This window comes from Ancrocorticia populi, from assembly GCF_003123745.1.
In the GTDB taxonomy this organism is placed as follows: Bacteria; Actinomycetota; Actinomycetes; order Actinomycetales; family Actinomycetaceae; genus Ancrocorticia; species Ancrocorticia populi.
Map to the genome: position 1 here is coordinate 1 of NZ_QETB01000008.1, position 24,314 is coordinate 24,314.

The following is a 24,314-nucleotide window of genomic DNA, read 5'->3' on the forward strand; positions in this document are numbered from 1 at the left end:
ATCAATCGACTCTGGTGGCAACACCCCCCGGATCATTGAATAGACAGGGGTAGAACACCATGCCAGAGCGACTGACCGACAAGCCCAATCAACACTCGTCAAAAGGACCTGTCAACAAGGTAACGGGGAATTCTCCGCTAGTCGTTAGCGAGTAACTCCAACTCACGCCCTAAACCAAGCGTTTGGCGCCCATTTGTCGTTTTGGGTTGCGCTTGCCGCTATGGGTTGCCGTTAGCGCTGTGGGTTGCCAATATACTGGCAACCCACAGCGCTAACCTACCCCCAACTGTCTGATATGCCTCGCGAGGCGCCAATTGGGGAGCTTCAAGGCCTCCCGCTACCAAAGCGGGAGTGTGTGTAGGGGCTGTTTTCTATGCCTAGGCAGAGTACGGCGTTCGCAGGTGGAGGCGTGTGGGTTTTGTGTTTGTGAGAGGTTTGCCAAAAAGCGGGCGGCTGAGGTTGGGCAATATGAGTACCCCGAACAGGATTCGAACCTGCGACCTTCTGCTCCGGAGGCAGACGCTCTATCCACTGAGCTATCGGGGCGTACCGCAACATACTAGCAGCTTGGCGGGCCTCGCTTGCGCGTGAACGGCGTCCGTGCGTGGTGAGATAGGCGACGAATGTGAGCAGTGATGAGCGCAATTCGGTGGGGAGGGCTAGAACACGTAGAATCTGCTGCGTGACTCCTGAAGAACTTGGTAAGGCAATTGCTGCGGCGCTGAAGGCCGCGGTTGATGACGGAACATTCTCCATCGAGGGTGAGCTGCCCGAGGTGCGCGTTGAGCGCCCGCGATCGCGCGAACATGGCGATTGGGCAACGAACGTTGCTATGCAGCTGGCGAAGCGCGCGGGGATGAAGCCGCGGGACTTTGCGGATCTGCTGGCAGTCCGTCTCCGCGAGATCAGCGGCGTGGACTCCGTGGAGGTAGCTGGGCCCGGCTTCCTCAACATCCGCCTATCTGCCGGCGCCGCGGGTGAGCTCGCGCGGACGATCCTTACCAAGGGTGCCGATTATGGCCGCTCCGATTCAGCCGCGGGGCACACCGTGAACCTAGAGTACGTGTCCGCAAATCCCACCGGCCCGATCCATATAGGTGGTGCCCGATGGGCTGCCGTGGGTGATTCGCTAGCTCGGATTCTCGCGTTCTCCGGCTCGGACGTTGTACGCGAGTACTACTTCAACGATCACGGCAATCAGATTGATCACTTCTCCGCCTCACTGTTGGCCCGCGCGCACGGCCGCCCCGTCCCGGACGATGGTTACGGCGGTCAGTACATTGAGGACATTGCCAACACTGTGATTGTGCAAGCGATCGAGGCTGGAGATCCTGACCCCCGCTCGTTGCCAGACGATGAGGCTCAGGAAGTGTTCCGCGCTCGCGGTGTTGACCTCATGTTCGGCGAGATTCAAGATTCGCTGCACGAGTTCCGCTCGGATTTCGACGTGTATTTCCACGAACAGTCGTTGCACGAATCGGGCGCGGTGGACCGCGCGATTGAGCGCCTGCGCGAGCAGGGTGCCCTTGTGGAGAAGGACGATGCCCTATGGCTGCGTTCTACTGATTACGGGGACGATAAGGACCGCGTGATCATCAAGTCCAACGGCGAGAAGGCGTACTTCGCGGCTGATATCGCCTACTACCTCGATAAACGTGAGCGTGGGGCGGACCAGTGCGTATACATGCTGGGCGCCGATCATCACGGCTATATCGGGCGTATGTACGCCATGGCGCGAGCCTTTGGCGATGAATCTGGCACGGGCAAGAACATGGAGATTTTGATTGGGCAGCTGGTCAATCTAGTCCGTGGCGGAGCGGCCGTGCGGATGTCTAAGCGCGCTGGCACGGTGGTCACGATGGAGGACCTCGTGGATGCAGTGGGCGTGGATGCGGCACGCTATTCGCTGGTACGCGCCTCTGTGGATACAACGCTGGAGCTCGATCTAGATCTCGTTGCCTCACATTCGAACGAGAACCCGGTCTACTACGTACAGTACGCTCACGCCCGCACCTGCGCGGTGTCCCGCAACGCGACCGAACACAAGGTGGCGCGCGAGGACGGCTTTAAGCCCGAGCTGCTTGAAGCCGCCGATTCCGAGCTGCTCGGAAGCCTCGCGCGCTTCCCGGATATTGCCGCTCAGTCAGCCACCTTGCGCGAGCCCCACCGCGTGGCGCGCTATCTCGAGGAACTAGCAGGCTCGTACCACACCTGGTATGCAAAGGCCCGTGTCACTCCTCGTGCTGATGAGGAAGTTACTGATCTTCACCGGACCCGCCTCTGGCTCAACGACGCTACCCGCCAAGTATTGGTCAACGGACTGGGCTTGTTGGGAGTCTCGGCACCGGAGAGAATGTAGTGAGTGTTCGCCACTGAAAGGAAACCGATGACATCGCCGCTGGAACACCTTGCTGCCCCCGAACCAGATGGTTCGCCCTCGGGTATTTGGCCCATGAACGTGGACCGGGTGGGAGGCGAGCTGACAATCGGTGGAGTTTCAGCTTCCGATCTGGTGGCTCAGTTCGGTTCGCCCCTGTATGTCATTGACGAAGGGGACATGCGGGCCCGCGCCCATGCGTGGAAGTCCGCGATTGATGAGAGCTTCGCCGATCTAGCCGGGGGAGATGTTTTCTATGCCGGTAAGGCGTTCCTGAGCGTTGCGGCGGCCCGCTGGATGGCCGAGGAAGGCCTGAGCATAGACACGTGTTCGGAGGGTGAGCTTCGCACGGCGATCGCGGCCGGCGTTCCCGGATCGAAGATTGGCCTGCATGGCAATAACAAATCCCGGGCTGAAATCGAGTTGGCGCTTCAGGCGGGGGTGGCGCACGTCGTCGTCGACTCTCTAGCAGAACTCGCCCTCGTAGAACAGGTAGCGGGCCAACGTGGCCAAACTGCACCCATAGTCTTGCGGGTAACAACTGGGGTACACGCGGGCGGCCACGAATATATCTCGACGGCGCACGAGGATCAGAAGTTCGGACTATCCATCTCAACTGGGGCCGCCTTGCGTGCGGTGGAGGAAACCCTCGCCGCTTCGCACCTGGAGCTGGTGGGGCTACATTCCCACATCGGCTCGCAGATTCTTGCAGTGGAGGCTTTCCAAGCGGCGGCCAACGCCATTCTGGCCCTCCGTGCTGAAATCTCCGCCCTCCACGGAGTCACGGTGCCAGAAATCGATTTTGGCGGCGGATACGCGATTCGCTACACGGTAATCGACGACGTCCCGCCTGCACCGCTCACCTACACGGCCGCACTTGCCGGCGCGGTGACGGCTCACGTTGTCGAATCCGGGCTTGCCGCCCCGCGGGTTTCCATCGAGCCGGGCCGCTCCATCGTTGGCCCCGCAGGCATCACCCTGTACACAGTTGGCACGATCAAGAATGTTGAGCTGGAGGAAGGCTCGCGCCGCTACGTATCTGTTGACGGCGGCATGAGCGATAATATCCGGCCAGCGCTTTACGAGGCCGATTACACGGCGGCGCTTGCCAGCCGCGAGCCCTTTGACGAGCAGGTTCGTTCACGCGTGGTAGGAAAGCACTGCGAGAGCGGAGATATCCTAGTTAAGGACGTTGCACTCAGCGCCAGCCTTGGTCCGGGCGATCTGCTGGCAGTGCCAGCCACGGGCGCTTACGGGCGCTCCATGGCCTCAAACTACAACATGCTGCCGCGCCCGGGCGTCGTGGCTGTCAGCGACGGCAGCGTCAAGCAGCTCATCCGGCGGGAGACCGTTGAGGATCTGCTCACCTTTGATGAGGATGCTTAGGCTGTTGGACGCTTAGGCTCTCGGACTCAGGCCTCCTCTGCCCACTTCTCAATTGTGGTCAGAATCGGCTTGAGAACGGATGCCGGAACCTGACCTGGGGCGGAAGCATCCCCAACGGTCGCGAACGTGGCGGATGATCCGAACAGGCTGCCGGCCACACGTGAGATGGTTCCCGTGGGGCCCATGGCCGCGGTGATGATCGGGATGTTGAGCTTTTGGCTAGCCTGCCAGGTTGCCTGCATGAGGGCCAGAGTATCGCCCGCGTCCTTTGGCATGCACACGAACTTGGCGATATCTGCGCCGGAATCCTCCATTGCCGTGAGCGTATCCACGATCGATTGGGTGCTGGGCGTTGCCTTGAAATCGTGCACGGAGGCCACGACGCTGCTTCCGGCCGAATGCGCGGCATGCAGAATCGTCGCTATGACTTCGCGGCCGCGGGAAAGCTCTACGTCAATACCCGCCACGGATCCGGAGTTGGCAAGAGTGGTGAGCAGACGAATGTACTGGCCGGTGGCTAGATCCTTCTCCCCGCCTTCGGGCGTGGTGCGGAAGGTCGCAAGGATGGGCAGCGGCGTTCGGGAGCGGAGGATCGCGGCAGCATGCGTGATTGCACTGGGATCTAGCGCATGCTCATAGCAATCAATGCGCCACTCCACGATGTCCGAAATAAAGGTGGGTTTGGAACCCTCAAGTCCGTTTGTGTCATATGCGAGCTCACGCCCCTTGTAGTCTTCGAGCTTTTGGCCGCCCAGCTCAAGGGCCTGCCTCTCCAGTTCCTCAAGAGTCCTTGGCGTAATCGGGGTGATGATTTTAGGGCAATCTTTACCCAAGATGACACCGTCAAGATTTGCAAATGCCATGGTCAGCCTCTCCTCTTCGAATCGCTGCGTCTACGCCTTCAACTTATAACATTGGCCACATTTATAGGACATGCTTTGGTCCCGAATACACCGTATTGGACAAAGTGAACCTCTGCCGTTTTTGTGGTGGACATCCTCCCAGTTTTCCGGCTTCCCCCAGTACGCTGGGGACATCTGAAAGGAGAATCCGTGGAAGATGTGAGAGTTGCCCTTCTTGGATGTGGCACTGTAGGTAGTCAGGTAGCTCGCCTGCTCGATGAACAAGCGGCGGATCTGACGGCCCGCGCCGGTGCGTGGCTGCACTTGGAGGGTATCGCTGTACGTGATATCAACGCGCCCCGAGACCAAGCGGTTGACCGAACGTTGCTCACCACGGATGCCTCCAGCCTGATTGATGGCGCTGATATCGTGATCGAGTTGATGGGCGGAATCGAGCCCGCTCGATCCTATATCTTGGAAGCCTTCGAACATGGGGCGTCCGTTGTTACGGGCAACAAGGCCCTGTTGGCTGCTCACGGCCCCGAGCTTTACGAGGCTGCCGCCCGGGCGGACGTGGATCTGTATTACGAGGCCGCCGTGGCAGGTGCCGTACCCGTTGTATACGGCCTACGCGAATCGCTGGCTGGGGACCGCATCACCGCGGTGCTCGGGATCGTGAATGGCACCACGAACTATATTCTTGATGAGATGACCACCAAGGGCCTCGAATTTGATGATGTCCTAGCCGAGGCCCAACGGCTCGGGTACGCGGAGGCGGATCCTACTGCGGACGTGGACGGTCTGGATGCCGCGGCTAAGTGCGCGATTCTGGCCTCACTCGCCTTCCATTCACGCGTGGCGATGGACGAGGTTCACGTGGAAGGCATCCGTTCCATCACGTCCTCTGATATTGCGGCGGCAACGCGGGCGGGATACGTCATTAAACTCATCGCCTCTGCCAAGCGCCGCGAGAACGGTATTGAGGCCACGGTTGGGCCCACCCTTATCCCAAATTCACATCCGTTGGCTGGAGTACATGGGCCCTTCAATGCGGTGGTGATTGAGGCCGAGGCCGCCGATCGCCTCATGTTCTACGGACGCGGCGCTGGCGGTGCCCCCACTGCCTCCGCCGTCCTGTCGGATGTGGTGGCCGCGGCTAGCCATATCGTGGAAGGCGGCCACGCCCCGCGCGAGCTCATTTACGCGGACCTGCCCGTCCTTTCCCTAGAGGAGAGCGTCGCGCGCTATCAGGTTGAAGTGGCAGTTGACGATACTGTGGGAGTCCTCACCGAGGTTAGCGGTATCTTCGCCCAGCACGGCGTTTCGATCAGCGCGGTGGCTCAGGACCACGAAAAGATCATCAAGGGTGAAGATGGTCTGCCCGGGCAGGCAGTATGCCACCTGACGGTCACTACCCATGCAGCGTCCCACGAGGCGCTTGAAGCAACTATCGCCCAGCTTGAGGATTCGGATGCTGTGGCCGGTATTAATCGCGTTATCCGAGTAGAGGAGGCCTGATGGCTCATCAGTGGCAGGGCGTAATTTCCGAGTACCGCGAACGGCTCCCGTTCGCTGAGTCTGATCCGATCGTCTCGCTGGGTGAGGGAGGAACACCGCTGGTTCATGCTCGCGCGCTGGACGAGCGTACGGGCGCCCGCGTGTACGTCAAGGTCGAGGGAATGAATCCCACGGGTTCCTTCAAGGATCGCGGCATGACAACCGCGATCTCGAAGGTGTTGCAGTCCGATACGCAGGTGGTTGCCTGCGCTTCCACGGGCAACACCTCCGCATCGGCCGCCGCATACGCGGTGGCGGCGGGCCTGAAGAGCGCCGTGATCCTACCCGCAGGCAAGATCGCCGCAGGCAAGCTGGCTCAGGCAATCGTGCACGGCGCCCATTTGGTGGCCGTAGACGGAAACTTCGATGATTGCCTCAACATCACCCGTGCCCTGACCGAACGCTATCCCGTAGCGCTCGTGAATTCGGTGAATCCCTACCGGCTCCAGGGGCAGAAGACCGCCGCTTTTGAAATCGTTGACTATCTGGGAGACGCCCCCGATATTCACGTGTTGCCCGTGGGTAATGCCGGCAATATCTCCGCCTATTGGATGGGGTACAACGAATATGCCGGGCGCCCCACGATTGCGTCCCTCGATGAGTCTGCGGCCCATATGCCGCCGATTTCCACGAAGGTGCCCCAGATGTGGGGTGTTCAGGCATGGGGGGCCGCGCCGCTAGTTCTGGGCCATCCGGTTGAGAAGCCGGAGACCGTGGCAACGGCCATCCGCATCGGAAATCCCGCCTCCTGGAAGTTTGCCGAAGCTGCCCGCGATGATTCCCACGGCTGGATCGATCGCGTGACGGACGATCAGATTCTCAACGCACAGGCGATCTTAGCCGCGGAGGTCGGGGTGTTCATCGAGCCCGGTTCCGCCGCCTCGATTGCCGGCCTCCTTAAGGCTGCCGAAGCCGGGAAGGTGCCTGAAGGCGCCACGATTGTCTGTACCGTAACGGGTAATGGTCTGAAGGACACGGCCACGGCTTTGGGTGGGCGCGAGCTCGATTTCGATCCGATCGCACCTACTCCTGAAGCTGCCGCCGCCGCACTGGGGTTCTAATGCGTGAGACCGCGCGCGCACGCGTTCCCGCTACCTCCGGGAACCTCGGCCCTGGGTTTGATTGCATGGGTATGGCCCACGATCTGTGGGACGAGGTTTCGGTACGTGCCTTTTTTAACGACGACGACGAAGCACCGCCCTCCGCCCACATCAACATCACGGGCGAAGGGGCAGATTACCTTCCTCGCGATAACTCGCACCTTGTGGTGCGGGCGTTGCGGCGCGGGCTTGATCAAGTGGGTGCCCCACAACCGAGCCTAGAGCTGACGTGCGTCAACGGTATTCGCCAAGGGCGGGGTCTCGGATCGTCGGCCTCGGCCATTGTGGCGGGACTCTTGCTAGCACGAGGCTTGGTCGAGGATCCGCAGACTCTGAGTGATCAGGTGATTCTTGAGCTAGCCACACAGTTCGAAGGTCATCCCGATAATGCCGCCCCCGCCATCTTTGGTGGAGCAGTTGTGGGATGGGTTGATGAGAGCGGTGCCCACGCTGTTCCGATTCGGGTGCGCGAGGATCTGCGGACAACCCTCTTGATTCCCGAATCTGAACTTCTGACGGAAACAGCTCGTTCAGTGCTGCCCGAAAAGGTCCCACATAAGGACGCTGCGTTTAATGCGTCGCGAACAGCTCTCTTGGTTTTGGCGTTAGAACACGATCCCTCTGTGCTGTTTGAAGCAACCGAGGAGCGGCTGCATCAGCAGTATCGAGCATCGGCCATGCAGCCGTCTGCGGACGCCCTTGCTGCGTTGCGAGAACGCCGAATTCCCGCGGTCATCTCGGGCGCCGGCCCCTCGATCTTGGTGTTGGGTGAACTGCCCGAAGAGGTGAAGGAAGAGATGGAGAGGACTGGGTTCAGTGCTGTTGGTGGCTTCCCGGCGCGAGGCGCTTATCTAGTTTGAAATTGCTGGGTGTCCCTAAAGTCCTAACCCTGGGTCGTGTCCACAACTAGGATCGGCAATAGCAAGAATTGCCGAGAGGACAGGCCACCTGTGCACACGAATAATCCACTCCCTATTGGTTCGGTTCGTCCGTCGAATTATGCCTATGATCGTGCGCCCATGATTGTGTATTGGGAGCTCACGTTGGCCTGTGATCTGGTGTGCCGTCATTGCCGGGCAAAGGCGATGCGCCGGGCCCTGCCAGGAGAGCTTTCCACCGACGAATGTAAGGCAGTTCTTGACAGCATTCTCGATTTTGGCGATCCGCTCCCACACCTGATCCTTACGGGCGGCGATCCTCTCCGGCGGGACGACCTAGAGGAGATAATGAGTGCTGCCCGCGAGCGTGGCATCGGGGTATCCCTCTCGCCTTCGGCCACTCCGCTTCTCACCCGCGAGCGCATGGCCACGCTGAAGGACGCTGGAATGCAGGCGATGTCGCTCAGTTTGGACGGTGCTACCGCCGCCACGCATGATGGCATCCGGCGTGTAGAGGGGACGTTCGATCACACGGTTGAGGCGATGGAATGGGCCCATGAGCTAGACATTCCGCTTCAGGTCAACACATTGGTGGCTGAACAGACTATCGGTGACCTTGAGGGGATCCGCGAGCTGATGGAACAGCACGACATCATGCGATGGACTCTGTTCTTCTTGATTCGGACGGGGCGCGGCCTGATGCTTTCGGAGATCGAACCGGCGGAGGCGGAGAAGGTACTTAGGTGGGCCGACCAGCTTAATGAGATTGAGCCTTTCGAGGTTCGCACCACCGAGGCTTTGCATTTTCGGCGTGTGGCCGCCCAGCGGATGATGGCGGAAGGCATGACGCCGGAGCAGGTTCGGGCAACGAAACTTGGGCGTTCTTTTGGTGTGCGCGATGGCAACGGAATCGTGTTTGTGAATAACCAAGGCAACGTCACTCCCTCGGGCTTCCTGCCAAAGATTCTTGGCAACGTCAAAGAGCGTTCGATCGTAGACATGTATCGGAACGATCCGCTTATGCACTCCCTACGCACGCCCGAGAGCTTCGGTGGAAAGTGCGGCGTGTGCGAGTTCAATAATTGGTGTGGCGGTGGGCGCTCGCGTGCCTACGCCGTGAGCGGAGATCCACTAGCCGCCGATCCGATGTGTCTTTATGTGCCGGCCCAGTTGCGGCAGCCGCAACCCGTTTCGGGCGTGTAGGCGCAGAGCGGCGTTTCCTAGTTCACTTTGCGGAAATAGTGCATCCTGTGGGTGAAGCCTGCTAAAGTAACCACGTACCGACAGATATACATATATGTTCGGTAAGGCATCAAAGATCTCTCGGATGAGTCATTCCGTGAAATCATTTCGCGCAATTAGTCAAGATGCCATCCTCTAAGTACTCAGCCGAAGCCATTTCGGCTACAGCAAAGCGAATGTAACAGGCTTTGCAAGGAAGGAAACTCGTGAGCGAAACTCGCACGAGCGGCGCAATCTCAACGATGCGTCTCCCCGAACTAAAGGATCTCGCAAGGTCTTTGGGCATCGACGTGCAACCAAAGGCGCGTAAGGCAGATCTGGTCGAGGCCATCCGCACGGTGCAAGGCCCGGCCAAGCGTGGGCGCCCGCCGAAAGCGGGACGAACTACGCCGGAGGACACGTCCGCCCAGCCGCAGCAGGGCAAGGATGCGAAGCAGAACACGGCCTCGGCGAAGCCTGCAGAGCAGGAAAAGTCCAAGGCACCCGAAAAGACTGAAGAGCCCTTTAAGTTGGATTTGCCCGCGAAGAAGGAAGAACCCGCCAAGCAGGAAGCGCCGGCCAAGAAGCCTGAGTCTACTGATGACATCGTGCTGCCCGATCACTCCGGGCAAGGTAATAAGCACGAGAATCAGCGCAACCGCCGCGATCGGCGCAACCGCCAGGGTATGTCAGACGAAGATCGTCGTGCAGCCCTAGACGCCATTGGCGAAGCCGCCGAACGTAAGGCGAGCGATTCCGGCGAAGAAGACAACACAAATCGGCGTAACCGCCGCAACCGCCGCGATCGAAACCGCGGGCGCGATAATCAGCGCAACGATAATCAACGTAACGACCGGGATAACCAGCGTAACGATAACCATCGCAACGACAATCAGCAGAACGATCGTCAGCAGAACGATCGTCAGGATAACCGTCGCGATTCGGGCGATGAAGAGGTCTTGATTCCCGTCGCTGGAATTCTGGACATGGAAGGCAATCACGCCTTCCTGCGTACTGGCGGCTACTTGCCGGGTAACAACGATGCTTCGGTGTCTCCTCAAATTGTTCGCCAGTTTGGTCTGCGCCGCGGCGATGCGTTGGTGGGTGCTGTCCGCCAACGAAGCGAGCGTGAAAACCAGAATCAGAATCGCGGGCGCAATCAGCACCGCAAGTATTCGCCGAAGCTCAATCCGTTGGTTCAGGTGGATTCGATCAATTCGCTCGATCCTGAAGAGTCCCGGCAGCGTGCGGAGTTCAATAAGCTGACGCCTCTCTACCCGCAGGAAATGCTGCGGATGGAAACAACGTCTAAGGCTCTGACGGCACGCGCAATCGATCTTGTTGCCCCCGTTGGCAAGGGCCAGCGCGGACTCATCGTTTCTCCGCCCAAGGCCGGCAAGACGATGGTCATGCAGCAGATTGCTAAGGCGATTGCCACAAACAATCCGAATGTCCACCTGATGGTGGTGCTGGTGGATGAGCGCCCCGAAGAGGTTACGGACATGAAGCGTCTGGTCAAGGGCGAGGTTATTGCCTCCACCTTCGATCGGCCGGCCTCCGATCATACGATCGTTGCTGAGCTTGCGATTGAACGCGCAAAGCGCTTGGTGGAGTTGGGTCAGGATGTTGTGGTTCTGCTCGATTCGATCACCCGCTTGTCGCGTGCCTACAACTTGGCTGCACCGGCATCCGGCCGAATTCTGTCTGGTGGCGTGGACGCGGGTGCGCTGTATCCGCCCAAGAAGTTCTTTGGAGCCGCGCGCAACATCGAAGATGGCGGATCCCTGACCATCATCGCCTCCGCGCTTGTGGAGACAGGTTCGAAGATGGACGAAGTGATCTTCGAGGAGTTCAAGGGTACGGGCAACATGGAGCTGCGCCTGTCCCGCCAGCTTGCTGACCGCCGAATCTACCCGGCAATCGATGTCAACGCTTCGGGTACCCGCCGCGAGGAGTTGCTCTTCACGGCCGAGGAACTGAAGGTGATCTGGCACCTGCGCCGTGCCCTAGGTACGCTGGATGTGAACGATGCCTCCGACTTCCTTTTGGGCAGGATGCGCAAGACGGAAAACAATGCGGAATTCTTGGTGTCCATCATGCGTTCAATGCAAGGTGGGGCGAAGAAGTAACCTCACGGGTAGCTCCGCCAAAGGTGGAGTTACTCACCCGGCCCGGTCCGCTCTGGTAACTGAGCGGTTGGGCGTGTCATAATATTTCGTCGGCTTTCGGTTCACCGATCTGCACAAGCAGGTTGGACCCGGGGCGCAAAACGATCCAAGGAGAATACTATGAAGCAGGGAATTCACCCTGATTACCACACCATCGCAGTGACCTGCACCTGCGGGAACGAGTTCGAGACGGGTTCGACCTTCGCAGGCGATCACCTTCGTGTTGATGTGTGCAATGCTTGCCATCCGTTCTACACCGGTAAGCAGAAGATCCTCGATACCGGCGGCCGCGTGGCTCGCTTCGAGGCTCGCTACGGCAAGCGCAAGAAGTAGTCTTTGAACATCAGATGCCGGCACAGCTTGCTGTGCCGGCATCTGTCATGATTATGGGTATTGCCAGCTTGAATCGAGGAAACCGTGGATAAGAAGGTCGAGCTTGCCGAGCAGATGCTTGCCGAATACGAGCAAGTTGAAGCGAAGATGTCTAGTCCGGAGGTGCTGAAATCTCCGGCAAAGATGAAAGCCGTGGGACGGCGCTACGCCGAGCTGGGACGCATCGTGCGTGTGTACCGCGACTACAAGAGTGCTGGCGCTGATCTAGAAGAGGCAAAGGAGATCGTGGCGGCGGGCGGCGAGGATGCCGAACTGTTCAAGCCAGAGCTTCCCGGCTTGCGTAAGAGCTTTGAGACCCTAGAAGAAGAACTTCACGACGTTTTGATTCCCCGAGATCCAGACGATGCGCGTGATGCCATCGTGGAGGTCAAAGCCGGGGCCGGCGGCGAAGAATCCGCCCTGTTCGCCTCCGATCTGGTGCGGATGTACCAACGGTACGCAGAAACGATGGGCTGGTCCGTTGAAGTTCTCTCGGCAACCACCACCGATATGGGTGGGTACAAGGAATTCCAGATGGCCGTGCGTTCCAAGGGCAACTTGGCCGATCCCGCCGACGGGGTGTGGGCCCATCTCAAGTACGAGGGCGGCGTGCACCGCGTCCAGCGAGTGCCAGTCACCGAATCTCAGGGTCGCGTCCACACGTCGGCTGCCGGCGTCCTAGTGTTCGCCGAAGTAGACGATCCGGGTGAGGTAGAGATTCATGATGCCGATTTGCGCATCGACGTTTATCGCTCCTCCGGGCCTGGTGGCCAGTCCGTGAACACCACGGACTCTGCCGTTCGCATCACCCACCTGCCCACCGGTGTGGTGGTTTCTATGCAGGACGAAAAATCACAAATCCAAAACCGCGAGGCAGCGATGCGAGTGCTGCGCTCGCGACTTCGCCAGATGCAATTGGACCAGCAAGCCGAAGAAAACGCTGCGCTGCGCCGCTCGCAAGTGCGCACAGTCGATAGGTCTGAGAGAATCCGTACCTATAACTTCCCCGAGAACCGCGTCTCTGATCACCGCACGGGATACAAGGCCTATAACCTCGATCATGTACTCTCCGGAGATTTGGGGCCGCTCGTAGACTCGGCGCGCAACATGGACGAGGCTGAGCGGATGGCAAACGCGGAGGAATAATGCTGTGGAACGATCTGGTGATTCAGGCCACCGGCTGGCTCGCAGCCAAGGGGCTAGAGTCACCAGCAGCCGATGCGCGTGAGATTGCTGAGGTGGCGGCGGGATCATCCCTTCATAAGGCGTCAGATCCCACAACGCAGCAACGCGACCGCTTTGCCGAAATGGTGGTTCAGCGCGGTGAAAGGGTGCCCCTCCAACACGTAACGGGGCAGATGTACTTCCGCTACCTGGAACTTGCCTCGCGCCCCGGATGCTTCATTGTGCGGCCCGAGACGGAATTGGTGGCAGGTGACGCCATCGATGAGGCAGCGGCGATGGTGGAGGCGGCGGGCCCCGATGAGATTATCCGCGTTGCAGATCTATGCACGGGAAGTGGCAATATCGCACTTGCAGTAGCTACGGAGGTCCCAGAAGCATACGTGATGGGTGTGGAGCTATCCGAGGAAGCCCTCGTTACGGCCCGTGAGAACAACGCACGGTATGGCAACCCCGTGGCCCTCATCCATGGGGATGCGCGCACTGCATTGGAGGGGCTTGAGGGGGAAGTTTCCGTCGTCGTCTCAAATCCTCCCTACGTGCCTCCCACCGTAGAACTCAGCCCCGAAGTGGAAGCCGACCCGCCGATGGCGTTATGGGGCGGCGGACCGGACGGGGAGGACTTCCCGAAGGCAATTATCGAGCGGGCGGCGCAGCTGCTGAAGCCCGGCGGTATCCTCGTGATGGAACACGCCGAGAACCAGGGGGAGGGCCTTCTGGACTACGCCCGCGCATCAGAATTCGAAGAAGCGCACACGGGCTGTGATTACACGGGCAGGCCGCGGTGGCTGTGGGCAAAGAAGGAAGCAGAATGACGATAGTGGACTGTTCAAACGATCTGGACGCGGCAATCGGCCAGGCCCGCCACGCCGTAGCGGACGGCGGACTCGTGGTCCTTCCAACAGACACGGTATACGGGGTGGGTGCCAACGCGTTCTCCCCGCGAGCCGTGGACAAGCTCCTGACCGCCAAGGGCCGCGGCCGCGACAAACCCTCTCCGGTGCTCGTGGCTTCCCCCGAGGATGCGGCGAAACTAACAACCAGTATCCCCGAGGCCGCCCGCGCCCTCATGGACGAATTCTGGCCGGGAGCTCTCACCATCATCCTGCCAGCCCGCCAGGAGATCGGATGGGACCTCGGCGAAACTGGGGGAACTGTTGCACTGCGCATGCCGGATAACCCGATAGCCCTCGCGCTCCTCCAGCAGGCCGGGCCGATGGCCGTCTCCTCCGCAAACCTCACGGCTCAGCACCCGGCGGCAACGGCGCAGCAGGCGCGGGACCAGCTAGGCGACAAGGTGGCTGTTTATCTGGACGGTGGAAAATGCGGTGGGGGCGAACCTTCCACTATCGTGATCGTAGGCGAGAAGCTGGAGATCGTTCGCCACGGTGCCATCGCTGATTCAGATATCGCTCGGTTCGGCACACTCGCGGGCTAGAAGGCAGGCTAGAAGGGTTCATGCGCGTATACCTGCTCATCATGGTGCTTGCCGCGGCCATCACATATCTGATGGTCCCGGTGGTCCGGCGCATCGCGCTGGCGGCTGGTGCCGTGACAGGGGTGCGCGCTCGCGACATTCACACGGTGCCTATCCCGCGGCTTGGCGGGATTGCGATGTACATCGGGTATGTGGTGACGCTACTAGTTGCTTCCCAGATCCCCTACCTACATTGGGTGTTCGCCTCCGGCTCCGGAGTATGGGGAGTACTGCTGGGCGCCGGAATCATGTGTGTTGTTGGGGCTATCGATGACATCTGGCAGCTGGACTGGTACGCGAAACTGGCCGGGCAGATCCTCGCTGCCGGAGTGATGGCTTGGCAGGGTGTCCAACTGGTTTCCGTCCCTTTCATGGGGCTGACCGTGGGCTCCTCCCGGCTGACGCTGTTCGCTACCGTTGTGATCGTTCTGATAGTTGCCAACGCTGTGAACTTCATGGATGGACTGGATGGGTTGGCGGCCGGAATCGTGGGGATCGCGGCCCTCGCCTTCTTTGGATACTCCTACTTCCTTGCCCGGGATGCCAGCCCCGATAACTATGCGGCCGTCTCTTCGGTTGTAGTGGCCGCACTCGTGGGGATCTGTGTGGGATTTTTACCGCACAACTTCCACCCGGCAAGTATCTTCATGGGGGATTCCGGGGCGCTTATGCTTGGGATGGTGATCGCTGGCGCCGGTATCCTCGTGACTGGCCAGATCGATCCCGCCAACACATCCGTTGGCGATTCCCTACCGGCCTACATGCCTATTTTGGTGCCAGTTGCCGTTATTTTGCTTCCGATTATCGATTTTGTGTGGGCCGTTGTGCGCAGGCTTGCGCGAGGGCAGTCCCCATTTCACGCCGACGCCGGGCACCTGCACCACCGTCTTCTTCGCAGGGGCCACTCCCATCAGGGAGCTGTCCTCACACTTTATTTGTGGGCTGCCATTGCATCCTTTGCGTGCGTTGCGCTGGTGATTTTCCCAGCCAAGATCGTTATATCGATCTCCGCGGTTTGCATTGTATTGGCCATCGTGGTTTCGCACCGCGCGCTTGGGCGCCGGCGTCATAGTGTGGGTGCCCGCGATGACGATACGCACATTCCCGATGAAGACGTTGTGGGCGATGACTAAGCGCCATCACTGGCTGGGACGGCGCGAACCCGGGGAAACGCTAAGTATTGCCCAATTGTTCGGGCTGATCTTCGTGTGGTGTGGCGTGAGCGTTGGTGGCATCGGAGCTGCTGGTGCCTTGATTGCCTATGGTACCGGCAACCCCGATTGGGGGATCGCCGCGTTGATTAGTTCGGCGGCGGTGGTTGTCTCCTTCGGGCTGACTGCCCTCTTTGTCCGGTGGGGCACCTTGGGCGGGGTTGCGAGTGGCATACTCTACGGTCTTAAAGTGATCGTGACGGCGGTTGCCGTTGTTGCGTGCGGACGCTGGGCCGGTGCGGATGATATTGCCCTTGTGGTCACTCTCATAGTGGCCGAAATTATCGCCCTGTCCGCAATGGTCGTGGTGGTGCTGCGGGCCGAAGGTCCCGGTTTAGACGTGGATAAACCGTAGCGAGCGCACGAAAGAGCCAGAATTGCTTGGGCGGGCTGGACGGAGCTAGGTTCTTCGGCGCTAACTTGGTTAGAGGCAGCCAGTTGAATACTCGTCTGGGTGCCGGTTCCCGTGCCCGTGGATTCATGGGTATCATGTACGGGTGTCTCGGGGAACGTAGCAGCTCCTCGTCCACCTAACTTACGGAGGATGGTTTGTTGGTTTCTCTCGCCGCGGCCTCGGCAACCACTCTCGCCGATGGCGATAGCTCGTGGCATGTGCCGGGCCTTGAGGAGTTTTTCCCCGAGCCGTTCCTCTTTGAAGGGACTCCGTTTGAGATCAACCGGTTGATCCTTGTACGTCTGATCGCGGTTGTTTTGCTTGCGATCGTTTTTGGACTCTATGCCCGCCGGGCGAAGTTGGTGCCCGGGCGCGCTCAGGCTGTCGTGGAGTTTGGATTAGATTTCGTCCGCAAGCAGATCGGGCATGAGATCATCGGCGAAGAAAAGTCAGATCGGTACATGCCACTTTTGGCGACGATCTTCTTCGGAACGCTGTTCATGAACCTCACCGGGGTGATCCCCGGCCTCCAGATCGCGGCAACGTCCGTGATCGGTATGCCACTGGTTTACGCCGTTGTGGCGTACGTTGGCTTCATAGTGGCAGGTATCAAGGAACAGGGTGCCGGGCACTTCTTCAAGAATCAGCTCATGCCTCCGGGAATGCCGAAGGTCCTGTATCTGCTGATGACCCCGATTGAGTTCCTCTCCACCTTCATCATCCGGCCGCTCACGCTGACCATCCGTCTCTTGGCCAACATGGTTGCCGGGCACATGATTCTTGTCTTGTGCTTTGTGGGTACCAACTTCCTGTACACAGGCATGGGGGGAGCGGCCGGTATTGGCCTGGGTTCTCTCACGCTGGTAGCGGGAATCATATTTGTAGCGTTCGAGATATTCATTGGCGCTCTACAGGCATACATCTTCGCTCTCCTGAGCGCTGTCTACATTTCACTTTCTATCGAAGAACACTGATCTTCAATCGAAGAACACTGATCCGTCCTTAACCAATAACCAAAGGAAGATTCATTATGGAGATTGTCGGTAACATCGCAACGATCGGTTACGGCCTCGCCACCCTCGGCCCCGGCATCGGCATCGGCATGCTTGCCGGTAGGACTCAGGAAGCCACGGCGCGCCAGCCCGAGGTTAAGAGCTTCTTGCGCGTGAACATGCTGATTTCAGCGGCGTTCGTTGAGGCTCTCGGCCTGATCGGTTTCGTTGCTGGGCTCGTCTTTGGAGCATGATGTTGGCAGTGACGTTGGCCGAGGAAGCGGAGCACAATCTTCTTCTCCCGGCACCTGCTGATCTGATCTGGGGCTCGATCGCGTTTGTGATCGTTGCTCTAGTGGTAGGGAAGCTTGCGTGGCCCACCTTCATGGAGATGCTCGACGAGCGGAAGACCAAGATTGAAGATGGTCTGGCTGCCGCCGCGAACGCCAAGGAGGAGATGGCTGGCGAACGCGAGGCACTTGCCGATGAGATCAACAATGCCCACCGCGAGGCGGCCCAGATCCGCAATCAGGCGAAGGATAACGCCGTTGAGATCGCTCGTACAGCTAAGGCCGATGCGGCCTCGGACGCGGAGCGGATCACCTCGAACGCTCAGCGTCAGATCGAAGTTGACGCCACCTCAGCGAAGAAGGCTCTGGAGCAGCAGATCGGTACTCTCGCAGTGGACCTTGCGGAGAAGATCGTTGGGGCACAGGCTCTGGACCCGGATATCTCGCGCGACGTTATCGATCGCTTCCTTGATGATCTCGAGGCCCAGAATGCCCAGTTAGCTAAGGCGGAGGTCAAGGAAAACTGATGCGTTCTAGCACCGAGGCCGCCTTTAGCCGGTTGGCAGACGTTTGGGACACCATCCTCGCTGAACGCGACGGTGGCGAACACGAGTGTGCGCGGGAGCTCTTTCGCGCGGCCCGCCTTGTAGAGGGAACGCCAACCCTTGGAAAAGCGTTGACGGACCCCGCGCGCGCTAGCGCGGATAGGTCGCGCCTGGTGCTCGATGTATTTGGGGATTCGGTTTCGGGGCCAGTGTCCGATCTGCTCTCTGGAATCGCACGTGAGCGGTGGGGGAGTCCCGCAGAGCTTGTTGATGTGATAAATCGCTTGGGCGTTCAGTCTGTTCTTTCTGGTGCGGGGCGCGCAGGCATTCTCAAGCAGGTGGAAGAAGAGTTGTATCACGCGAGGCGATTGCTGCGTGATGAGCGTGATTTGCGCGTGGCTCTTGGGGATAGGTCCCGTACGGCGGACGAGCGCGCGGCGTTAACCCGGAGTATCTTCACGGGTATGGGGGGCGACGCTCAGCTCTTGCTCGTGCACGCAGTACGGATGGCCCCCGAGCGGGCAATCACCCAGACGCTCGCGGCAATGACCCAGGCGGCGGCAGAGCGGAGCCATCGCCTGCTTGCATCGGTGACCGTGGCTGTTCCACTCACCAGAGCTCAAGAGGAAAGGCTTACCCGCCTTCTCAGCGAGCGTTACCAGGGCCCTGTCAACGTGCACGTGTACGTTGATACACGGGTTGTTGGAGGCATGCGGATCCGAGTTGGTGACGAAGTGATGGACGGGACCCTCGCCCATCGTGTTGCCAAGTTACGCGAAGAAATCAAGTAGTGAGCGATAGCGTCCGGTCCATAGCCGGTATTGAGATACGGCAAGAGCCGTCGAACGAAGGAATGAGGAATGGCTGAACTGACAATCCGGCCCGATGAGATCAGGGCTGCCCTTGACAGTTTCGTGGGCTCGTACAAGCCGAGCGAGACGGCCAGCGAGGAGGTTGGTCACGTAACAGTGACCGCCGATGGTATCGCTCGCGTCGAGGGCCTTCGGGGCACGATGGCGAATGAGCTTTTGAAGTTTAGCGACGGAACGCTCGGCTTGGCTATGAATCTCGAGGAACGCGACATTGGTGTTGTTGTTCTTGGAGACTTCTCCAACATCGAAGAGGGCCAGGACGTCCGGCGCACTGGAGAAGTACTCTCTGTGCCCGTGGGCGATGGCTACCTTGGGCGTACCGTTGACCCTCTGGGTCATCCGATTGACGGCTTGGGAGAAATCACTGATCTTGAGGGACGCCGGGCGCTTGAGCTTCAGGCTCCGGGTGTTATGGCCCGCAAGAGCGTGAGCGAGCCACTGCAGACGGGGCTCAAGGCGATTGACGCCATGATTCCGATCGGGCGTGGCCAGCGCCAGCTCATCATTGGTGATCGTCAGACGGGTAAGACCGCGTTGGCGATCGATACGATCCTCAATCAGAAGGACAACTGGGACACCGGAGATCCGGACCAGCAGGTGCGGTGCATCTACGTGGCTATTGGGCAGAAGGGATCAACGATCGCTTCCGTGCGCTCCACACTGGAGCGCTTCGGCGCCATGGAGTACACGACTATCGTCGCTTCCCCCGCCTCAGATCCGGCAGGCTACAAGTACCTCGCTCCTTACACCGGTTCGGCCATTGGTCAGCACTGGATGTACGGCGGCAAGCACGTTCTGATCGTGTTTGACGATCTTTCCAAGCAGGCCGAGGCCTACCGAGCAGTTTCCCTGCTCCTGCGGCGGCCACCGGGCCGTGAGGCATATCCAGGAGACGTCTTCTACTTGCACTCCCGCCTCCTCGAGCGTTGTGCCAAGCTGTCCGATGAGCTAGGCGGCGGTTCGATGACGGGCCTACCCCTCATTGAGACGAAAGCAAATGACGTTTCGGCTTACATTCCCACGAACGTCATCTCTATTACAGACGGCCAGATCTTCCTGCAGTCCGATCTCTTCAACTCGAATCAGCGTCCGGCCGTCGATGTGGGTATTTCCGTATCGCGGGTAGGCGGTGATGCCCAGATCAAGGCCATGAAGAAGGTTGCTGGAACGCTCAAGATCACGCTGGCTCAATATCGTGCGCAGGCTGCGTTCGCAATGTTCGCGTCCGATCTTGACGCCACTACGCGCCAGCAGTTGACTCGTGGTGAGAGGTTGATGGAGCTTCTGAAGCAGCCGCAGTACACGCCCTATAAGGCTGAGCAGCAGGTTGTTTCTATGTGGACTGGAACCGCCGGTTACCTTGACGAGATCCCGGTAGAGATGGTCCATTCCTTCGAATCCGGCTTGCTGGATTACGTTGCACATAACTCGGATGTTTTGTCCACGATCGCAGATACGGGACAGCTGTCAAGCGAAACCGAGGATAAGCTGCGAGAGGCTGTGGAGGCATATCAGCACGGGTTCCTCGCGTCCGAGGGACTGCTTCAGGATTCTGAGGCCGAGGTGGAAACGGAACAGGCCAAGGAACAAATCGTACGCGGTAAGCGGGGCTAAGCGTGGCGGGAAAGCAGCGGGCCTATAAAGAGAAGATCCGGGCAACGGCCACCCTTGAAAAGGTGTTCCGTGCCATGGAGCTTATCGCGGCTTCACGTATCGGCAAGGCTCGGGAGATCGCGCAGGGCAGAGATCCCTACAACCGTGTGTTGACCGAGGCCATCGCCACCGTTGCCGCACACTCTGACGAAGAGAATCATCCCCTCCTCAACGAGCGTACGGATACGAACCGAGTCGCAGTTCTCGTGGTGACGTCCGATAGAGGGATGGCAGGCGCTTATTCGGCCTCGGTACTGCGCGAAGCTGACCGCTATATGGAGGAGCTGCGTGAGGCGGGCAAGGAGCCGGTTCTCTATGTGGCGGGCCGCCGGGGGATCTCGCACTACCATTTCCGAGGGGCTGATGTTCAGCAGAGTTGGTCCGGGGAATCGGATCGGCCAAGTCCCGAGATGTCCCGAGATATCGCGGACGCGCTCTTAGAACGTTTCTTGGCGGATACCGATGATGATCCGGTGGCAGAGCTGCACGTAGTGTTTACCCGTTTTGAGTCCATGGTTCGTCAGGTTGTTCAGGTTCGGCACATGCTGCCGATGGAGATCGTGGATACGGATGAACCCATGGCTGACCGTACGGCGGAGCCGGATGAGCTGGGTGAGTACCCCGTTCCGATTCATCCGGTTTACGAGTTCGAGCCATCGGCGAAAGAACTATTTGATCTGATTCTGCCGCTGTATGTACGTCAGCGTATTTCTAGCGTTCTCTCAATGTCCGCAGCGTCCGAGCTCGCTTCGCGCCAGCAGGCGATGCATTCGGCAACGGAGAACGCCGGACAGCTTATTGAGGATTACACACGGTTGGCGAACAACGCACGCCAAACCGAGATCACCACCGAGATCACCGAGATTGTTTCCGGTGCGGACTCTCTGAAGTCCAGCTAGCACACGGAAGATGCAAGGAAGAGAAGAACATGAGTGCCACTGTTGAGACCACTACTAGCCAGGGCAGGATCGTCCAGGTGCTCGGCGCCATTGTGGACGTGGAGTTCCCGGCCGATGCCCTACCAGAGATCAATAACGCTCTGACCACAACCGTGGAGCTTACTAGTCAGGGCGAAGGCGAAGCTGATTACCAGATGACTCTTGAGGTGTCTCAGCACCTCGGGGATAACGTGGTCCGCTGCATCGCAATGAAGCCGACGGACGGGCTTGTACGCGGAGCCGTAGTCCAGAACACCGGAAGCGCTATCACGGTGCCGGTTGGCGATGTGACTAAAGGCCACGTGTTCAACGTGCTGGGTGAATGCCTGAACCTTGAGGAGGGTGAGAAGCTCGAAGTTACGGAGCGCTGGCCAATTCACCGTAAGGCCCCCGCCTTCGATGAGCTCGAGCCTGAAACCCGCATGTTCGAGACGGGAATCAAGGTGATCGATCTGCTCACCCCCTACGTTCAGGGTGGAAAGATCGGCCTATTCGGCGGTGCCGGTGTGGGCAAAACCGTCCTGATCCAAGAGATGATTCAGCGCGTGGCGCAGGATCACGATGGCGTTTCTGTGTTTGCCGGTGTAGGCGAGCGTACGCGCGAAGGCAACGATCTCATCATGGAGATGGGTGAGGCGGGCGTGCTGGATAAGACGGCGCTAGTGTTCGGCCAGATGGACGAGCCGCCCGGCGTGCGCCTGCGTATCGCCCTGTCCGGCCTCACTATGGCCGAATATTTCCGCGATGTTCAGAACCAGGACGTGCTCCTGTTTATCGATAACATCTTCCGCTTTACACAGGCGGGTTCTGAAGTTTCCACGTTGCTTGGACGTATGCCCTCTGCGGTGGGCTACCAGCCCACGCTTGCCGATGAAATGGGTGCCTTGCAGGAGCGCATTACCTCCACCCGCGGCCACTCGATCACCTCGCTGCAGGCCATTTACGTCCCCGCGGATGATTACACGGATCCGGCCCCGGCAACCACCTTCGCCCACTTGGATGCCACCACCGAGCTTTCCCGTGAGATCGCCTCTCAGGGACTATATCCTGCGGTGGATCCTCTGGCCTCAACATCGCGAATCCTCGATCCACAGATCGTTGGCCAGGAGCACTACGATGTGGCCACCCGTGTGAAGGCGATTCTTCAGAAGAACAAGGAACTTCAGGACATCATCTCGATTCTGGGTGTTGACGAACTGTCCGAAGAGGACAAGGTGACGGTGGCTCGTGCTCGCCGTATCCAGCAGTACCTCTCGCAGAACACCTACACGGCCGTGAAGTTCACGGGCGTTGAAGGCTCTACGGTACCCGTGGATGAAACCGTTGAAGCCTTCAAGCGGATCTGTGACGGCGTGTACGATAAGGTGCCTGAGCAGGCATTCTTCAACATCGGTGGTATCGAGGATCTTGAGCAGGCTTGGGCCAAGATTCAGGCGGAGCAGCGATAATGCTTCTGGAGATTGTTTCACCGGCTGGTGTGGTGTGGACCGGGCAGGCCGAACAGATTCGCATCCCCTCCGTTGGTGGCGAGATGGGCATCTTGGCCGGGCACACCCCACTCATGGCGGGGCTTGAGCAAGGATCCGTGATTGTTGATACGCCGGAGGGGACGAAACTCGGTTTCAGCGTCTCCGAAGGCCTTGTCACTGTGGATTCTGATCACATCTATGTGGTTGTACAGTCGGCGGAGAAGCAGGAAGCCTAATGACAGGAGATGCGGCCATGAACGAACTACTCTTCTGGATAGTGTGCGTTCTGGCCGTTCTTTTCGTTCTGGCCGCCCTGTGGCTCTTGCTGCGCTTTGTGCTGCTGCTGCGGGCTGGTGGCGCCGTCCAGTGCTCATTACGTAATCCTCACGCGAAGTGGCGTACGGGCGTCTTGATCCTCGGGCAGGATTCGCTTAGCTGGTACCGGGCTAGGTCAATCTCTCCCGTTGCTCGGCGCGTGATTACACGAGAGAACTTCGTTCTTGTCTCTCACCGGCCCTCGAAGGAGGACCCGGAAACCATGATCATTGAAGTTCTAGATGGCGATTTTCCGCTCGTGGCAGCGATGAGTGCCAACTCATTTGCCGGGTTGGTTTCGTGGATCGATTCAGCTCCTCCCGGTGTACAGAGGACGGGGCTCTAAGAGCTGGTAAGGTGTGCTGCTGTGCGCACAGTATATGCAACGTGTTCGGTCGAATACTCTGGGCGGCTTGACGCTCACCTCGAGATGGCCAATCGCCTCCTCATGGTCAAGGCCGACGGCTCGGTACTAGTCCATTCTGATGGGGGCTCCTACAAGCCACTTAATTGGATGAGCCCGCCCGCCACCATGAAGGTCCGCGAGCCCGATATCGAAGAAGCTGAGGCCGGCGTTACGGAAGTCTGGGAGGTAGCGCATAAGAAGACCAGCGACCTCCTAGTGATACGCCTATTCGAGATCATTGCTGATGTTGCTCACGATCTTGGTGAGGAGCCAGGCCTCGTCAAAGATGGCGTGGAAGCCCACCTTCAGGCCCTTCTGGCTGAGCAAGTAGACCGCCTTGGCGGGGGTTCGCTGGTCCGGCGCGAATACCCCACACCTATCGGGCCCGTGGACCTCATGATCCGCGACGGCGAGGGAACGTACGTGGCGGTTGAGGTTAAGCGCCGCGGGGAGATCGACGGCGTAGAACAGTTAACCCGCTACCTAGAGCTTCTGGGAAGGGATCCTCTCCTGCAACCGTTGCGCGGTATCTTTGCCGCCCAAATCATTAAGCCGCAGGCCCGCGTGCTTGCCGAGGATCGTGGCATTGAGTGTGTGATACTGGACTACGACGAAATGCGCGGGATCGATCATCCGGAGGACCGTCTATTCTAGGCGTGCGCTCGTAGG

Annotated in this window: 24 protein-coding genes and 1 tRNA gene; 23 read left to right on the forward strand and 2 right to left on the reverse strand. The window is 59.3% G+C overall.

Translation table 11 applies throughout. The features are described from left to right. Positions 1-473: 473 nt before the first annotated feature. Positions 474-546, reverse strand: a tRNA-Arg gene (locus DD236_RS11655). Between the two features lie 136 nt (positions 547-682). Here DD236_RS11655 and argS point away from each other — a divergent pair. Continuing rightward, positions 683-2,359 carry an arginine--tRNA ligase gene (argS, locus tag DD236_RS11660; RefSeq protein ID WP_109094574.1) on the forward strand — a complete coding sequence of 559 codons (1,677 nt, stop codon included), beginning with the start codon at positions 683-685 and terminating at the stop codon, positions 2,357-2,359. Between the two features lie 27 nt (positions 2,360-2,386). After that, the gene (lysA, locus tag DD236_RS11665) at positions 2,387-3,763 is read left to right on the forward strand and encodes a diaminopimelate decarboxylase (protein WP_109094575.1); all 1,377 of its coding nucleotides are present in this window, start codon (positions 2,387-2,389) and stop codon (positions 3,761-3,763) included. 26 nt (positions 3,764-3,789) lie between these two features. Here lysA and aroD read toward each other — a convergent pair whose 3' ends face one another. Continuing rightward, positions 3,790-4,626 carry a type I 3-dehydroquinate dehydratase gene (aroD, locus tag DD236_RS11670; RefSeq protein WP_109094576.1) on the reverse strand — a complete coding sequence of 279 codons (837 nt, stop codon included), beginning with the start codon at positions 4,624-4,626 and terminating at the stop codon, positions 3,790-3,792. A gap of 189 nt (positions 4,627-4,815) precedes the next feature. Here aroD and DD236_RS11675 point away from each other — a divergent pair, with 189 nt between their 5' ends. The 21 genes from DD236_RS11675 to nucS all read left to right on the forward strand — a co-directional run bounded on the left by DD236_RS11675 (position 4,816) and on the right by nucS (position 24,299). After that, positions 4,816-6,123 carry a homoserine dehydrogenase gene (locus DD236_RS11675; protein WP_109094577.1) on the forward strand — a complete coding sequence of 436 codons (1,308 nt, stop codon included), beginning with the start codon at positions 4,816-4,818 and terminating at the stop codon, positions 6,121-6,123. Next, entirely contained in the window at positions 6,123-7,223 is a 1,101-nt protein-coding gene (gene thrC / locus DD236_RS11680) for a threonine synthase (protein WP_109094578.1), read from the forward strand. The genes DD236_RS11675 and thrC overlap by 1 nt, the downstream gene beginning before the upstream one ends. Further along, positions 7,223-8,122, forward strand: coding sequence for a homoserine kinase (gene thrB / locus DD236_RS11685; protein ID WP_109094579.1), 900 nt, complete (start codon positions 7,223-7,225; stop codon positions 8,120-8,122). Before thrC ends, thrB begins: the two co-directional genes overlap by 1 nt. Positions 8,123-8,212: 90 nt before the next feature. Continuing rightward, a complete protein-coding gene (locus DD236_RS11690; protein WP_273487372.1) occupies positions 8,213-9,343 on the forward strand; it encodes a TIGR04053 family radical SAM/SPASM domain-containing protein in 1,131 nt (376 codons plus the stop codon). A 245-nt stretch (positions 9,344-9,588) separates the two neighbouring features. Continuing rightward, on the forward strand, positions 9,589-11,490 hold the full coding sequence (gene rho / locus DD236_RS11695) for a transcription termination factor Rho (protein ID WP_109094581.1): 1,902 nt from the start codon (positions 9,589-9,591) through the stop codon (positions 11,488-11,490). Positions 11,491-11,649: 159 nt separating this feature from the next. Beyond that, positions 11,650-11,862 (forward strand): 50S ribosomal protein L31, encoded by a 213-nt coding sequence (gene rpmE / locus DD236_RS11700; RefSeq protein ID WP_109094582.1) that lies wholly within the window; start codon positions 11,650-11,652, stop codon positions 11,860-11,862. Positions 11,863-11,946: 84 nt separating this feature from the next. After that, positions 11,947-13,047 carry a peptide chain release factor 1 gene (gene prfA, locus DD236_RS11705; RefSeq protein WP_423716476.1) on the forward strand — a complete coding sequence of 367 codons (1,101 nt, stop codon included), beginning with the start codon at positions 11,947-11,949 and terminating at the stop codon, positions 13,045-13,047. Further along, the gene (gene prmC, locus DD236_RS11710) at positions 13,047-13,898 is read left to right on the forward strand and encodes a peptide chain release factor N(5)-glutamine methyltransferase (protein ID WP_109094583.1); all 852 of its coding nucleotides are present in this window, start codon (positions 13,047-13,049) and stop codon (positions 13,896-13,898) included. The genes prfA and prmC overlap by 1 nt, the downstream gene beginning before the upstream one ends. After that, complete coding sequence (locus DD236_RS11715; RefSeq protein ID WP_109094584.1) at positions 13,895-14,521, forward strand: L-threonylcarbamoyladenylate synthase; 627 nt, start codon at positions 13,895-13,897, stop codon at positions 14,519-14,521. The genes prmC and DD236_RS11715 overlap by 4 nt, the downstream gene beginning before the upstream one ends. Positions 14,522-14,541: 20 nt before the next feature. Next, entirely contained in the window at positions 14,542-15,693 is a 1,152-nt protein-coding gene (locus tag DD236_RS11720; protein WP_109094585.1) for an MraY family glycosyltransferase, read from the forward strand. Next, complete coding sequence (locus tag DD236_RS11725) at positions 15,647-16,126, forward strand: hypothetical protein (protein ID WP_133246103.1); 480 nt, start codon at positions 15,647-15,649, stop codon at positions 16,124-16,126. The genes DD236_RS11720 and DD236_RS11725 overlap by 47 nt, the downstream gene beginning before the upstream one ends. A gap of 194 nt (positions 16,127-16,320) precedes the next feature. Further along, complete coding sequence (gene atpB / locus DD236_RS11730; RefSeq protein WP_243410308.1) at positions 16,321-17,139, forward strand: F0F1 ATP synthase subunit A; 819 nt, start codon at positions 16,321-16,323, stop codon at positions 17,137-17,139. 62 nt (positions 17,140-17,201) lie between these two features. Beyond that, positions 17,202-17,411, forward strand: a complete 210-nt coding sequence (gene atpE / locus DD236_RS11735; RefSeq protein WP_109094623.1) for an ATP synthase F0 subunit C — start codon at positions 17,202-17,204, stop codon at positions 17,409-17,411. Continuing rightward, positions 17,408-17,974: a F0F1 ATP synthase subunit B gene (atpF, locus tag DD236_RS11740; RefSeq protein WP_243410309.1), complete on the forward strand. Its 567-nt coding sequence runs from the start codon at positions 17,408-17,410 to the stop codon at positions 17,972-17,974. Before atpE ends, atpF begins: the two co-directional genes overlap by 4 nt. Next, the gene (locus tag DD236_RS11745) at positions 17,974-18,783 is read left to right on the forward strand and encodes a F0F1 ATP synthase subunit delta (RefSeq protein ID WP_109094587.1); all 810 of its coding nucleotides are present in this window, start codon (positions 17,974-17,976) and stop codon (positions 18,781-18,783) included. Before atpF ends, DD236_RS11745 begins: the two co-directional genes overlap by 1 nt. A 69-nt stretch (positions 18,784-18,852) precedes the next feature. Next, entirely contained in the window at positions 18,853-20,478 is a 1,626-nt protein-coding gene (atpA, locus tag DD236_RS11750) for a F0F1 ATP synthase subunit alpha (protein WP_109094588.1), read from the forward strand. A 2-nt stretch (positions 20,479-20,480) separates the two neighbouring features. Next, the gene (locus tag DD236_RS11755; RefSeq protein ID WP_109094589.1) at positions 20,481-21,416 is read left to right on the forward strand and encodes a F0F1 ATP synthase subunit gamma; all 936 of its coding nucleotides are present in this window, start codon (positions 20,481-20,483) and stop codon (positions 21,414-21,416) included. 29 nt (positions 21,417-21,445) lie between these two features. After that, positions 21,446-22,903, forward strand: coding sequence for a F0F1 ATP synthase subunit beta (gene atpD, locus DD236_RS11760; RefSeq protein ID WP_109094590.1), 1,458 nt, complete (start codon positions 21,446-21,448; stop codon positions 22,901-22,903). Then, positions 22,903-23,160 (forward strand): ATP synthase F1 subunit epsilon, encoded by a 258-nt coding sequence (atpC, locus tag DD236_RS11765; RefSeq protein WP_109094591.1) that lies wholly within the window; start codon positions 22,903-22,905, stop codon positions 23,158-23,160. The genes atpD and atpC overlap by 1 nt, the downstream gene beginning before the upstream one ends. A 17-nt stretch (positions 23,161-23,177) precedes the next feature. Continuing rightward, complete coding sequence (locus tag DD236_RS11770; RefSeq protein ID WP_165819917.1) at positions 23,178-23,585, forward strand: DUF2550 family protein; 408 nt, start codon at positions 23,178-23,180, stop codon at positions 23,583-23,585. 21 nt (positions 23,586-23,606) lie between these two features. After that, positions 23,607-24,299, forward strand: a complete 693-nt coding sequence (gene nucS, locus DD236_RS11775; protein ID WP_109094593.1) for an endonuclease NucS — start codon at positions 23,607-23,609, stop codon at positions 24,297-24,299. Positions 24,300-24,314: the final 15 nt, after the last annotated feature.

What these genes read in the sequence shown, in the direction of transcription:
- lysA (WP_109094575.1), top strand. Translation starts at nt 2,387, where the DNA reads ATGACATCGCCGCTGGAACACCTTGCTGCCCCCGAACCAGATGGTTCG.
- aroD (WP_109094576.1), bottom strand. Translation starts at nt 4,626, where the DNA reads ATGGCATTTGCAAATCTTGACGGTGTCATCTTGGGTAAAGATTGCCCT.
- thrC (WP_109094578.1), top strand. Translation starts at nt 6,123, where the DNA reads ATGGCTCATCAGTGGCAGGGCGTAATTTCCGAGTACCGCGAACGGCTC.
- thrB (WP_109094579.1), top strand. Translation starts at nt 7,223, where the DNA reads ATGCGTGAGACCGCGCGCGCACGCGTTCCCGCTACCTCCGGGAACCTC.
- rpmE (WP_109094582.1), top strand. Translation starts at nt 11,650, where the DNA reads ATGAAGCAGGGAATTCACCCTGATTACCACACCATCGCAGTGACCTGC.
- prmC (WP_109094583.1), top strand. Translation starts at nt 13,047, where the DNA reads ATGCTGTGGAACGATCTGGTGATTCAGGCCACCGGCTGGCTCGCAGCC.
- DD236_RS11715 (WP_109094584.1), top strand. Translation starts at nt 13,895, where the DNA reads ATGACGATAGTGGACTGTTCAAACGATCTGGACGCGGCAATCGGCCAG.
- DD236_RS11720 (WP_109094585.1), top strand. Translation starts at nt 14,542, where the DNA reads ATGCGCGTATACCTGCTCATCATGGTGCTTGCCGCGGCCATCACATAT.
- DD236_RS11725 (WP_133246103.1), top strand. Translation starts at nt 15,647, where the DNA reads ATGACGATACGCACATTCCCGATGAAGACGTTGTGGGCGATGACTAAG.
- atpF (WP_243410309.1), top strand. Translation starts at nt 17,408, where the DNA reads ATGATGTTGGCAGTGACGTTGGCCGAGGAAGCGGAGCACAATCTTCTT.
- DD236_RS11745 (WP_109094587.1), top strand. Translation starts at nt 17,974, where the DNA reads ATGCGTTCTAGCACCGAGGCCGCCTTTAGCCGGTTGGCAGACGTTTGG.
- atpA (WP_109094588.1), top strand. Translation starts at nt 18,853, where the DNA reads ATGGCTGAACTGACAATCCGGCCCGATGAGATCAGGGCTGCCCTTGAC.
- atpD (WP_109094590.1), top strand. Translation starts at nt 21,446, where the DNA reads ATGAGTGCCACTGTTGAGACCACTACTAGCCAGGGCAGGATCGTCCAG.
- atpC (WP_109094591.1), top strand. Translation starts at nt 22,903, where the DNA reads ATGCTTCTGGAGATTGTTTCACCGGCTGGTGTGGTGTGGACCGGGCAG.
- DD236_RS11770 (WP_165819917.1), top strand. Translation starts at nt 23,178, where the DNA reads ATGAACGAACTACTCTTCTGGATAGTGTGCGTTCTGGCCGTTCTTTTC.